We start from the raw sequence: 11,711 nt of genomic DNA on the forward strand, positions 1-11,711 counted from the left end.
GCCATCGGTGGTCTCCTCGTCGGTGATCTCGCGGAGGACATCCGCGTAGGCGTAGAAGCGGCTCGGGACGGTGCCGAAGGCGTCGGCGATCGCGGCGGACTGCGGGACGACGGTGGAGAGCAGCGGGAAATCGTCGCGGGTGATGGCGTCGGGTGCCTGCCGGGCGGCTCGGGTGGAGAGCCGGACCATGGTGAGCAGCACGCCCCAGGACAGGGCGTGTCCGGCGGCGGCCTTCTCGACGGTCTGGACGGTCTCGCGGAGCTGCACGACGTCGCCTCGGCGTGAGCCGACGGGGATGAGCGCGACGTCGGACTGCTCCAGGGCGGCGGTGAGCCGCACGGGGTCTCCGGGGCCGGTGTCGATGACGACGTGGGACAGACCGGGGTGCAGGTCGCGTGTCTCGTGGGCGATGAGCTCGGGAAGCGGGTCGCGCCAGGGCCGGACCGGGAGCGTGGCCGGCCACTGGTCACCGGCGAGGTTGCGCCACGTGGTGGCCGAGCCCTGCCGGTCGCCGTCGATGAGCAGGGTCGGGCCGGTGCGGGCGAGCTGGAGGGCCAGCATCACGGCGGTGGTGGTCTTGCCGACCCCGCCCTTGTGGCAGCCGACGGTGATCCTCACGACGGGTCACGCCACGGCGGGACGTCGGCGCCGAGCTGGGCGACGGGCCAGACGACGAGGGCTTCGCGCTCGCAGGTCGAGGGGCGGTGCGTGTCGAACTCGGGGGCGCCGCCGCGGCGGGTGCCGATTTCCTCGAGGAGCGCCTGCAGCGAGTCGAGCATGACGTCGGGGGCGTGCATGGGGAGGTCGAGCCCGGCGTCGGTGAGCACGGGGGGCCAGACGATGACGGCGGTGTCGCCGTCGACCAGGACGTGGGCGCCGGGGGCCGGGGTGCCGCCATCGAAGTCGAGCACGGCGGGGGAGGTGTCCTGGTGGACCTGGACGCCGAGCGCGGCGAGCAGCGCGACCACGCGGGCGGCGAGCGCGCGGCCGATGGCGGTCGGTGGCGCGAGGTGGTGCAGCGAGAGCGCGAGGGTGGTGTCGACCATGCGCTCAGTCTACCGTTGTGACGGCACGACGGCACTACGGCGTTACGGTGAGCCGTTGTGACGGCGGGTAGATGGTCGGTCCCGGCGCGCTGGGGGTGGCGTGCCGGGACCGACCGACGGCGCAGGTCATCCTTGAGGAACCAGGTGTCCGGAGGACCTTCCGTCCGCCGCGGCCCCAGACCGGGCGGTGAGGTTGACGCCGAGCTACGGGGCGACGCCGGCCGACGGGACGCCGCTGAACCACTGGTCCTGGTTGCGGCCGGCGGCCTGGTCGATGGCGGGGGAGCCGTCGTGACCGAGGGCCGCGACGGGCACCGCGAGACCGTCGGGGAGACCGGCGAGGGCGGCGACGCCGTCGGGGTCGCGCTCCAGGGAGGCGAGCCAGGCGCCGCGGCGGCCGGCGGTGATGGCGCCGCGCGTGACGGCGGCGGACACGACGCGCTCGCGCTCGGTGCGGGCCTCGCGGGCGGCGGCGGTGCGCCCGTGGGCGGCGGCGGCGACGAGCTCGGCGTGCACGGTGGCGTCGAGGCGGACCACGCCCTGGGGGTCGGGCGAGCCGGACGGGGCCGGGTCGGCGGCCTCGTCGAGGGCTTCGGCGACGGCGTCGACGATCTCGGCGTGGTCGGTGTCCTTCGGGACGCCGACGAGGTCGGCGAGCTGGTCCCAGAGGGCCTGCTCGTCGGTCTCGGTGTCGGGCTCGGGGTCCGGTGCGGGAGCGGGCGCAGGGACGGGTTGGGTCATGGTGGGCCTCCGGGGAGAGAGACGATTTCTGCGGCTGGGGCGTTTCGGCCGCGGGGAGGGAAACGGCGAGACTGCGGCGGTCAACTAGGGCGAGCGCTGGATTTTTCAGAGCTCTGACCTGCGGAAACGCTGTTGTCGGCGTCATCGTTGGTCGCGGGCTCGGGGGGTAGAGAGCCGGTGCGGCGGCGGTAGGCGATGCCGCAGGTGCGCGAGCAGGTGAGCTGGCGTCGTCGGGCTGCGCGCCCGGTGAGGACCTGGCCGCACTCGGTGCACGAGACCTGGGCGGCCTGGCGCCGGCGGGCGCGGTTGTCGCTGGCGTACGCGCGGCGTTGACCACGGGCATGTGCTCGGCACTGTCTGCACCGTGCCTGGCCGGGTGGCAGTGAGCCGGGCCCGGTCCAGAGCAGGGCGCCACACCCGGCACACGGCACGCTCGGGTGTCTGGTCATGAGGCTCGGGTCAGCTCTCGATCTTCGGAGTCGGCACGCCGGGGAACCACGCGTCGTCGGGGTGCGGCACGGGCGGCGGGGTGGCGAACGCGGACTGGGCGGACATGCGCCGGTCGGAGGCGTTGCGCACGTCGGCCAGGCGGATGCGTCCGCCCACGCCGGTGCCGGTGCAGGCGTCGAGCGGGACGCTGAGCTGGTCGGCCAGCTTCCGCACGGCCGGGGTGGCGTAGGGCTTGGTGGGCTTGGTGGGCTTGCTGGGCTGCTGGATCGGCGTGATGGCCATGGTGCTGCTCCTCAGAAGTTGGCGAGCGTGGACGAGGCGGGCGGGACGATGGGCTCGGGTTCGGGACGGGCGAGGATCGAGGCGCGCTCCAGCTCCCACTTGTCGGGGGCGTCGGCGGGCACGGTGCTGCGCCCGGTGCGGTCGTCGATGCGAGCCGCGACCAGGTGCGGGTCGGTCAGCTCGGCGACGACGTCGACGCCGGCCGCGAGGACCGACAGCCAGGCGTCGCGTCCAGCCCGGCCCCAGCCGTCGGGCACGGCGCCGCGCAGGGCGGGCACGTCGTAGTCCTGGGCGGGGACGCCGACCATGGCGGGAGCGCCGGGCTGGAGTGCGGCCATGCCGGGCTCGGGTGGGACGTGGCAGCCGACGACGCGGATGGCTCGGCAGCGCAGGCGCCACAGGCGGGTGAGCCGGCCGACGCCGGACTCGGGGGCGACGAGGGCGCGCCAGGCGGCGATGGCGTCGTCGTTGTCGATGATGTCGGCCGGGGTGGTGTCGGCGGTGATGCCGGCCGCGACGGCGGTCTGCACGTCGGCGAGGGCGCGGCGGAAGTCGGGGGCCAGCGCGGCGAGCAGGGCGGGCAGCTCGGCGGCGAGGGCGTTGCGGGCTCGGTCGAGCAGGGCGGCGCGGACCTGGTTGGTGACGCCGTTGTCGTGGGTCTGGCGCAGGGCGTGCAGGGTCGTGTTGTTGACGACCTGGTCGAGGGTCCAGACGTCGAGCTGGTCGAGGCTGGCGCGACGTAGGGCGTCGGCAGGGACGCCGGTGGCGTGCGGGCTACGCAGGGTGTCGAACCTGCCGAGCAGGTTCATGGCGTCGATGTACTCGGCGGGGAGCTGGGCTCCCTCGCGTCGCAGCTCGTCGGCGACGAGGATCAGCTCGCGTTCTCCGCCGGGCTGGTCGCCGGGGCCAAGGGCGGCGCCGCTGAGCAGTCCGCCGACCTGGGCAAGGGTGAGCCCGCCGGGTGCGGGGTGGACCGCGGGCGGGGTAGGGCTGTCGGTCGGGGTGTCGGTCGTGGTGCTCTCGGCGGTGTCGGTGGGTGCGGTCTTGGCCATGAGGTGTCCTCCTGGTCGGGTGCTGCTCAGTTCGGGGCTGAGCGGCGGTGTGCGGGCAGGGGTAGGGGTTCCTGGCGCGTGGCCGGGCTGGGCGCTCCCTGGCGGCGCTGGCGGGCCGCGTGGACCTCTTGGGCGGTCGGGGAGCGGCGGCGTTCGAGCCAGGGCTTGCAGACCAGGCAGGGGACGAGGGCGTCGCGGTCGAGCCATCCGGTGTCGCAGTCGTGCGGGTCGCGGGTCATCGCTGGGCTGCCTGGTCGTGGTCGGTGGCGTTCCTCGAGCGGCGGTACTCGGCGAGGTCGGTGACGGTGGCGGGCACGAGGCGGCAGCGGGTGCAGTCGCAGCTGGCGGCACAGTCGGGCAGGACGAGGTCCAGCTCGATCGGAAGGGCGGCGCCGCGAGGGTCGTCCTGGTCGGTGGTCACGCGGGGGTGGACGTAGCCGAGGGTGTGGAGCTCGTCCCAGGCGATCGGGCCGACGATGCCGTCGTGGAAGCGGCTGGCCTGCTTGAGCAGGGTGGCCGGGCAGCCGGCCCACCAGCCGCAGGCCGGGCAGGCGTAGCCGATGAGCACGACGAGCAGCGCCAGGACCTCGGAGCGGAGGTCGAGGCCGGCGGCGACGCGGGCGGCGGCGGTGCGGTCGGCGTCGGTGGTCTCGACCCCGCAGCAGTCCGGGGCGACGGGGTGGCGTCTCACGAGGCGCGCCGGGGTCGCGCGCGTGCGGGTGGTGGGTCGACTGCACGGGTGGAGTGGCGAGTCCCAGAGCACGCAGGTCGCGGCAGAGTCGATCGGTTCGGCGGAGCGCCAGCGACGTCCGAGGCGCGCGGAGCGCGTTCTCTACGTGGGTCCTCTGTGTGTTCTCTCTTAGACCGCAGGTCACCCGGCGTCGGGTCACCCGAAGTCGGGTCACCTGCGTTCGGGCTGAGCTGGGCGGATGCGGTGTTTCCGCTGGTCGCGCCGACCGCAGGTCTCGTGCGTTCGGTGAGGTGGCGGCTGGAGACCCCGCCACCGTGTGTGGCGACGCGCTCGGCGAACTGCCGTTCGACCTCGTAGGGGTCCTCCCCGTAGACCCAGACCCAGCCCCACTGGCCGGTGGCGGGGTCCTGGATGCGGGCGCGCGCCAGATGCCCGAGGTGCTCCAGCTCGTCGAGGGTGGCCGCGATGGCGACGCGTCCCTCGCGGAAGAGCCGGGCCAGCGACTCGGCGGAGACGTTGAACCCCGGCGGCAGTGAGAGCAGGTGGACCAGCAGACCGAGGGCGCGGACACTCATCCGGCCGGGGTCGGGCTGGAGCAGCTCGCGAGGGTAGGTCTCGTAGCCCTTGCCGCGCTGGGCGCGGTAGCCGTGGGCGGTCACGGGCGCCGGCCGTGGTCGAGCAGGGCGACGATGCGCTGACGCTGGCCGGGGGTCAGCGGTGGCGCCGCGGCGACGATGCGCCCGACGTAGGTCTCCAGCTGGAGCGCAGCGAGGTCGCGGCGCGCGTCGAGCAGCCTCGGGTCGTTCGGGGCGCAGCGGCGGGACAGGGCGCCGACGCGGCCGGTGAGCTGGTTGTGGGTCACGGTCTACCTCCAGGAGCGCATGCGAGAACACGCACTCCGGGAGGCCCAGCATCAGCTCGGGCGAGGAGGGTCCAGCGGTGTAGCTGGTCGGGACGCTATCGCACCGACGACGCGCGCCACTCCAGCACGCGCAGGTCCACTCGATCCATGCCGGCCGCCACGAGCGCGTCGAGATCGCGTCCGAGCGCGAGTCCGCGGCGCCGGACCCGGCGCTGGCAGGTCGGGCACTCCAGCACCGCGATCCGGCCCCGGCCGGGCTGGTCGAACACCGGTCGTCCGTCCTCTCCCGCGGTCCACCGGTGCACGCCGAGCAGCTCCCCGCCGCTGGTCCACCGTCCGTGGTCGTCGGTGCTTGCGCTGAGCACGTGTTCCGTGGTCTGTCCCTGCCACCTGGTGTCGGTGTGCGCGCACTCGATCTCGACGCTGCTCATGATCGTTCCTCAGTGCCAGCGCCCGCAGACACATGAATCAAACGATCATGCCGGTGAGCAGGGCTTCCGTGGGCCTCGTCGCTCCAGCGTGGTGGGCGGTCGGAGGGGCGGCGCAAGGGTCGGCCGGAGGGGTCGCGCGGGCGGAGCTCGGCAGGGCTGGCGATGATCCACGCCTGGTCGTGCTGGTCGAGCCAGCGGGTGAGTCCGTCGATGCCGCCGTCCTCGGTGACGGTCAGGACGGTGGTCTCGTGCTGCCCGGCGCGGACCCATCCCCACGTCTCGGGTGGGAGCCCGACGCGGTCGTCGGCGGGTAGCTCCTCGGCGGCGATCTCCTCGTCGGTCTGCTCGGGGCCGAGCTGGGCGAGGGCGCGCAGGTCGCGGTCGCGGCCGGACCAGGTGAGCTGGCGGCGGCCGGCGGATGCCTGCTCCCATTGCGCCCACCGTCCGAGGTCGGCGACGGCGTAGGTCTCGACGGCGTCGGCCAGGAGCTGCATGGGGGTCCGCCCGCCGGGGCGCCGGCCTTCCTTGCGGTGCCCGGAGGTGACCTCGTGGGCGAGCTTCACCAGGTAGTTGCTCATAGCGTTGTCGTGCATCTCGGCGCGGCGGACGTCGAAGCCGGGGACCTTGCCGTCCTGGGCGAAGTCGCCGGAGGCGTCGTAGCCGCGGGCGTTCAGCTTGCGCTTCCAGCGGGTGAACATGCGCTCGGCGATGGGGTGGACCTCGGAGAGCGGCGGGTCGTCGGCGAAGCACAGCAGGGCGTGGACGTGGACGTGCCAGCCCGACCGGCCGTGCGTGGTCTCGACGGCGCGGACCCAGCCGAGCAGCCCGCCGTGGCGGCGCTGGTCTTTCACCCAGGTCCCGCCGGAGGTGACCGCGGCCCACGCCTCGCCGACCGCGTCCCAGGTGCCGAACGTGGCGTCGAGCGCTTCGCGCGCCAGCTCGTCGGCGGCGACCTCGTCGGGGTCGGGCTCGTCGCCGAGTTCGGCGAGGTGGCGCCGCCACGAGGCGCGTTCGAGAAGACGTCGGTTGGTGGCGCGCTCGTCGCGGGACCAGCCGAGCGGGTGCTTGCGGGAGTGCTGGACGGTGAGGGTGACCAGCCACGAGGAGCCGCCGAGGTTGTCGACGGCGCGTAGGACGTCGGCCAGCTCGGAGGCGCGGCGGGTGGCGATGACCGCGGCGCACTGCGGGCAGACCCAGACCGATCCGCAGGTCGAGACGCCTCCGTAGCCGGCCACGGCGGTGCCGTCGGAGCCGGTGCGGACCCCGACGGTGACCCCGCCGTCGGACACCGTGTCGTGGCCGCAGCGTCGAACCCGGTCCAGGGTGGTGACCTGGCGCAGTTGCCGGCGTCGGTCGAATCGGCGTTCCCGTGCTTCACGCTCACGCTGACGTCGCTGGTCCCGTTGGGCGGCGGTCTCCACACGCCTGGACCTGCGCCCCCGGGTGTCGGTGTGAAGAGCTGTTCGCGGAGTACCGAGGGGCGCGCCTCCGGCGCGCTGGCCGCCCCCTGCGGGGGCGGCCGGGGAGGCAGGGGGGCAGGTCAGGGGGAAGGTGAGAGTGAGAGAGGTGGGGGATTCGGGCGCTGACGGCCTCCGGCCTCCGCGCCCTCCCCCCACGCAGGAGGGGCCAGCGGTGCCGGAGGGGCGGCCCTGGTGCTGCGCGCCGCTCACCAGAGCACCACGCGGACGCGAGGTGCATGGGTGTGTCGGTGCGGCGCGCAGACGGGGGCGCGCCAGTAGCCTGGCGTGCGCACGGCAGGTCGTCCTCTCGATTCCTGGGCAACGGACTCGGACACCGCCGTGAAGAGGGCCTCGGGTGCGTCAACACCCGGGGCCTTCGCCATGTCCGGCGGTTCAACCGGCAGCGTCCCGCGAAGAGACCCGGATCCGGGGGAGAAGGTTCCCGACACGCCGGTCATCGCTCGATCCCGGCGCGGACCGCGGCGCAGTAGTCGCGGTATCCGAGCAGCGTCGATCGAGCGCGGAAGGTGCCGACGCGCGGCGCGGTGATGGCGCAGACGCCCGGTGCGGCGATCGAGTGCTCGTCGGGGTCGATGGCGTCGGCGGGGTGCAGCATGCGGATGCCGTCGGCCTCGGAGGCGAAAGAGACACGGAGGGTGGCCTGGGCGCGGATCGCGCCGTCCACGATGGCGGTGTCGGCGCGCTGGACGACCAGGAGCAGCCGCACGCCGACCTTGCGGCCCTCGGAGAACAGCCGGCCGACGCGCTGGCGGACCTCCTGTCCGACCTTGCGGTCGACGAGCTCGGCGGCGCGGACGAGCGCGGCGTACTCCTCCAGCACGACGACGAGCAGCGGGGTCGCCTCGTCGGTAGCGAGGTTGTCGGTGTCTCGGGGTAGGACGGTGAGCCGGCGGTCCATCTCGTCGCACAGCTCGCCGAGGGCGCGGCGGTGCTCCTCGAGCACCCCGCCGAGCCCGGAGACGCGCCACGGGTCGTCGGGCCACGGGCGCAGCAGGACCCCCGACGGGTCGATCCCGGCGACGCGGACGTCCCGGCGGCCGGCGAGGGGTGCGAGCTGGGAGTAGACCCAGCTCGACTTCCCGGAGCCGGTGGAGCCCTGGGCGATGGTGTGCGGACGGGCCTGCCACGGGGCGGAGAACAGCCGGCCTTCCTCGTCGCGGGCGATGAACCCGGCGGGCAGGGACGCCGCCCATCCGCGGGTGGTGGCGAGCGGGTCGACGTCGAGCAGGTGCAGCACGATCCAGCGCTCGGCGCTCATGTCCTCGATCCGGACGCGGGCGCAGCCGAGGGCGTCGGCGAGCTGGACGGCCAGCGCGCGGTAGTCGGCGGTGCGCTGGCCGGGGCGGCGCTGGATGGTGGCGCGGCAGACGCGGCCGGTGGAGTCGACGGTGACGCCGCCGACGCGCGGCACCGAGACGGTGACGCCGGCGGCGACGTGGACGAGGTGGGCCAGGCCCAGGCCCTCGGCGGTGTCGCGCCACAGGGCGCGCCACTCCTGCTCGGTGGTGCGGCGCTGGGCGGGGACCTCGCGGTCGTAGCGGGTCGAGTGCCGCCCTGTGAGGTCGCGGGGGCGGGTGCGCCACGGGAACAGGGCCACGTGAGGTCTCCGGGATGGTCGTGGACGAGCGCAGGCCCGGCCCGGGAGAAGTCGGGCCGGGCCTGGGGTCATCCGGTGCGTCGCAGCGCGGTGCGGTGGTCGTCGCCGAACCCGGCTGGGCGGCGCATCAGCTCCAGGACGTCGGCGACCTCGTCGTTCTCGACGAGCGTGTAGACGTGGATGCTCGCGAGGTTCGTGTGGCCGAGGAGCTGCTGGACCACGCGCAGGTTGCCGGTCTGGCGCAGCGCCTCGGTGGCCGCGCGGTGGCGCAGCTTGTGCATCGAGGACTCGATGCCGAGCGACTGCAGGTACTTCGCCACGTAGTGGCTGATCAGGTGCGCGTTGTAGAAACCCTCTCCGCGTAGCTTGCGCCAGCCCTCGCCCTCGGCGGGCCACTGCGGGGCCAGCTCGGGCCACATCCAGGTGGGGATGCCGAGGTCGCGCTTGCGGCCGCCCTTGCCGTTGACGGTGACGTAGCGGCGGCCGTCGTCGCCGATGCGTAGGTCCTCGCCGCGGATGCGGGCGATCTCGACGCAGCGCAGCCCGAGCGTGCCGAGCAGGAGCCAAGGGCGCAGGTGCTGCGGTGGGTCGGCCAGCGCCAGGTCGAGTTCGGCCTGTCGGATCGGGCGCGGGAGTGCGTGCTTGGCCGGCGGGAGGGCGAGCATCCGGCACGGGTCGTCCTGGCGGAGCCCACGGGCGTGCAGCTCGCGGAAGTAGGGGCGCAGGAGAGCCGTCTCGACCCGCACGTTGCCGTAGCGGGTCTCGACGGCCTTCTGGTCCGTGCCGGGGTGCGGGTGGCGGTCGAGCTGGGCGGTCTGCCACGCCTCCAGCTCGTCGAGCGTGGCGGTCAGCGGGTCGTGGCCGAGGAACTCGGCGAGACGGGACACGGCCCGGCGGCGGGCGACGATGGTGCCCTTCGCACGCCCAGCCCGTCGCATCCCGTGGAGGTGCTCCTCGAGGTGCGTGGCCGTCTTCATCGTGTAGCCCGCGCCGGGCAGCGCGGCCCCTGGTGTCTTGGTCATGTCCCGCCGTCGTCCTCCGGCCGCCGTGGTCTGTTGGCCTGATCAGGCCGCGTTGTCCTGCTTGCCCTGGTTGTGTCGGGCGGGGTGGCCGATGCCGGCGGCGGACCAGTAGGTGCCGAGCTGGCCGGTGCTCTTGTTGACCCGGGCGTTGACCTCCAGGCGCTCGAAGGCGGCCGGGGCGAGCGCCGGAGGCTGGGGGCACTCGCGCGACGGGACGCGGACCGCGATGGCGGTGGGGCGTGCGTCGGACATGACCAGGGCGTGAACGGTCCACAGCGGGACACCGGCGTCGTCGGTCTCCTGCTCGGTGCCGGGCTGGCGGCGGCCGTCCTTCTCCACCCAGGGCATGACGGGCTCGACGTGGCCGGACGCGATGACGCCGAGACGGTCGGCGTCGATGGGCAGCAGCATGGCGGTTCTCCTCGGTGCGGTTCGGATCGACACATTCGACCCAAGTGATGCACAGCAGACGCTAGCTGGACTGTCCTAAACGATGCAAGCGACCTACTGTCACCCTCATGGCGGCTACACGGATCAGGTCAGTTGCATCGTCTGCAACGATCAGGCCCATGGCAGCTGGACGGCTGGTCGGCACCGGCAAGGCAGCGGATGCGCTCGGGATCGCCCGGACGACGCTGGCCCGGTGGGTGGCGGCCGGACACGTGACGCCCGCGCACCAGACCATCGGCGGTCACATGCGCTGGGACCTCGACGACCTACAGCGGCAGATCGCCGCCCTGACCGGACGAGAGGCGACACCCATGACCGCGAGCCCTGAGACCCCGGTGGACCTGCCCGTCGTGGCGGCGGTGGTGACTAGCGAGCGCGGCATGCTCGTGACGTGGCGGAACGACAAGACGCCGCCGGCCGGGTTCCTCACCGGTGAGATCGAGCCGGGGGAGTCGCCGGCCGACGCGATGGTCCGGGAGTGCAAGGAAGAGGCCGGGCTGCTCGTCGCGGCTGACCGCGAGGTGTTCCGGCGGGTCCACCCCAAGACGGGCCGGACGATGATCTACGTGGCCGGGCACCCCACGGGCGATCTGGACGTCTCGGTGACCGACGACTACGAGCTGGCCGCCGTGCGGTGGGTGTCCCTGGCCGAGGCCGACGACTCGTTCGCCCCGTTCGGTGGCATGGCCCGCGAGGTCCACGAGCACCTGGAGCGCGCTCTCTCCTCCTGACGCCTCCGGCGGGGCCTCCTGGATCGGGTGGGGCACCGGAGAGCAGCGGGGGTGCGGTTCGAGGTGGTCACCATCGGCGCACCCCCCTCCCCTCACGGCCGATCAGGGATTGCCACCGAACCCCCCGGGCCGCAACCCCCGGCACACAACGGCCGCAGACGGCCTGACCCAGGCAGACGTCACCACCGCGCCGCTCAGGTAGGGGGTTGCACCCCGGGAGAACCGGCAGCACGCGGAGCGCGGCCGATCGGTGAGGGTGGAGCACCTGCCCCGAGGAGTCCGGCAGGGCCGGGAACGACGACGGCCCGGCACCCGTGGTCGGTGGGGTGTCGGGCCGTCTCGCCGTTGTGCCGTTGTGACGGCGTGCCGTAGCTACGGTGTGACGTAGTGGTGTCGTGCCTTCGCGGCGACCTCGGTCATGACGCTGGGGTCGTCCTCGGCGGCGGCGAGCAGGGCGCGGAGCAGGTCGGCGCGAGAGAGGTCGTAGCCGGCGCGGGAGCGCCCGGAGCCGTCCGGGCGGGTGGCAATCGGCCCGACGGCGGTGCGGAGCTGGTCGAGCAGTCGGCCGTACCGGGCGTCGGTCTCGGCGTCGATGAGCGCGGTGAACTTGCGGGGCTTCGGCTGCTCGGCCGCCGGGGCCTGGGCCGAGGCGGGGACCGGCGCGGCGGCCGCGGGCTCGGCGGCGGCGAGGGACCGGCCGGCGTCGGTGGAGAACGGCCGGTCGGTGGTCGGTCCGGACTTACGCAGGGCCATCGGTGGTCTCCTCGTCGGTGATCTCGCGGAGGACATCCGCGTAGGCGTAGAAGCGGCTCGGGACGGTGCCGAAGGCGTCGGCGATCGCGGCGGACTGCGGGACGACGGTGGAGAGCAGCGGG

15 protein-coding genes are annotated in these 11,711 nt (G+C 73.9%); 1 reads left to right on the forward strand and 14 read right to left on the reverse strand.

Annotated elements, in window-relative coordinates; all coding sequences use genetic code 11:
* From LN037_RS31545 to LN037_RS31605, 13 genes are all read right to left on the reverse strand, one after another.
* Nucleotides 1–618, reverse strand: a 618-nt coding sequence (locus LN037_RS31545; RefSeq protein ID WP_230760980.1) for a ParA family protein, incomplete at its 3' end; no start/stop codon positions are given.
* Nucleotides 615–1,046 carry a hypothetical protein gene (locus tag LN037_RS31550; protein ID WP_230760982.1) on the reverse strand — a complete coding sequence of 144 codons (432 nt, stop codon included), beginning with the start codon at nt 1,044–1,046 and terminating at the stop codon, nt 615–617. The genes LN037_RS31550 and LN037_RS31545, both read right to left, overlap by 4 nt.
* 204 nt (nt 1,047–1,250) lie before the next feature.
* Complete coding sequence (locus tag LN037_RS31555; RefSeq protein WP_230760984.1) at nt 1,251–1,787, reverse strand: hypothetical protein; 537 nt, start codon at nt 1,785–1,787, stop codon at nt 1,251–1,253.
* Nucleotides 1,788–2,246: 459 nt separating this feature from the next.
* Nucleotides 2,247–2,519 (reverse strand): E3 binding domain-containing protein, encoded by a 273-nt coding sequence (locus tag LN037_RS31560; RefSeq protein WP_230761008.1) that lies wholly within the window; start codon nt 2,517–2,519, stop codon nt 2,247–2,249.
* Nucleotides 2,520–2,530: 11 nt separating this feature from the next.
* Nucleotides 2,531–3,571 carry a hypothetical protein gene (locus LN037_RS31565; protein WP_230760986.1) on the reverse strand — a complete coding sequence of 347 codons (1,041 nt, stop codon included), beginning with the start codon at nt 3,569–3,571 and terminating at the stop codon, nt 2,531–2,533.
* A 26-nt stretch (nt 3,572–3,597) separates the two neighbouring features.
* Nucleotides 3,598–3,810, reverse strand: a complete 213-nt coding sequence (locus tag LN037_RS31570; protein WP_230760988.1) for a hypothetical protein — start codon at nt 3,808–3,810, stop codon at nt 3,598–3,600.
* Nucleotides 3,807–4,262: a hypothetical protein gene (locus tag LN037_RS31575; protein WP_230760990.1), complete on the reverse strand. Its 456-nt coding sequence runs from the start codon at nt 4,260–4,262 to the stop codon at nt 3,807–3,809. The genes LN037_RS31570 and LN037_RS31575 overlap by 4 nt, the downstream gene beginning before the upstream one ends.
* 655 nt (nt 4,263–4,917) lie before the next feature.
* Complete coding sequence (locus LN037_RS31580) at nt 4,918–5,124, reverse strand: hypothetical protein (protein ID WP_230760992.1); 207 nt, start codon at nt 5,122–5,124, stop codon at nt 4,918–4,920.
* 95 nt (nt 5,125–5,219) lie between these two features.
* Complete coding sequence (locus tag LN037_RS31585) at nt 5,220–5,555, reverse strand: hypothetical protein (protein ID WP_230760994.1); 336 nt, start codon at nt 5,553–5,555, stop codon at nt 5,220–5,222.
* Nucleotides 5,552–6,844, reverse strand: coding sequence for a hypothetical protein (locus LN037_RS31590; protein WP_230760997.1), 1,293 nt, complete (start codon nt 6,842–6,844; stop codon nt 5,552–5,554). The genes LN037_RS31585 and LN037_RS31590 overlap by 4 nt, the downstream gene beginning before the upstream one ends.
* Before the next feature lie 625 nt (nt 6,845–7,469).
* The gene (locus tag LN037_RS31595; protein WP_230760999.1) at nt 7,470–8,633 is read right to left on the reverse strand and encodes an FtsK/SpoIIIE domain-containing protein; all 1,164 of its coding nucleotides are present in this window, start codon (nt 8,631–8,633) and stop codon (nt 7,470–7,472) included.
* Between the two features lie 68 nt (nt 8,634–8,701).
* Nucleotides 8,702–9,655: a tyrosine-type recombinase/integrase gene (locus tag LN037_RS31600; RefSeq protein WP_230761001.1), complete on the reverse strand. Its 954-nt coding sequence runs from the start codon at nt 9,653–9,655 to the stop codon at nt 8,702–8,704.
* 42 nt (nt 9,656–9,697) lie between these two features.
* Entirely contained in the window at nt 9,698–10,066 is a 369-nt protein-coding gene (locus tag LN037_RS31605; protein ID WP_230761003.1) for a hypothetical protein, read from the reverse strand.
* Between the two features lie 158 nt (nt 10,067–10,224).
* Between LN037_RS31605 and LN037_RS31610 the strand changes: the two genes are divergently transcribed.
* Entirely contained in the window at nt 10,225–10,836 is a 612-nt protein-coding gene (locus LN037_RS31610) for an NUDIX domain-containing protein (protein ID WP_230761004.1), read from the forward strand.
* A 372-nt stretch (nt 10,837–11,208) separates the two neighbouring features.
* Here the strand turns inward: LN037_RS31610 and LN037_RS31615 are convergent, their stop codons facing one another.
* Nucleotides 11,209–11,589, reverse strand: a complete 381-nt coding sequence (locus LN037_RS31615) for a hypothetical protein (protein WP_230761006.1) — start codon at nt 11,587–11,589, stop codon at nt 11,209–11,211.
* Nucleotides 11,590–11,711: the final 122 nt, after the last annotated feature.

It is taken from the genome of Actinomycetospora soli (genome assembly GCF_021026295.1).
GTDB lineage: Bacteria > Actinomycetota > Actinomycetes > Mycobacteriales > Pseudonocardiaceae > Actinomycetospora > Actinomycetospora soli.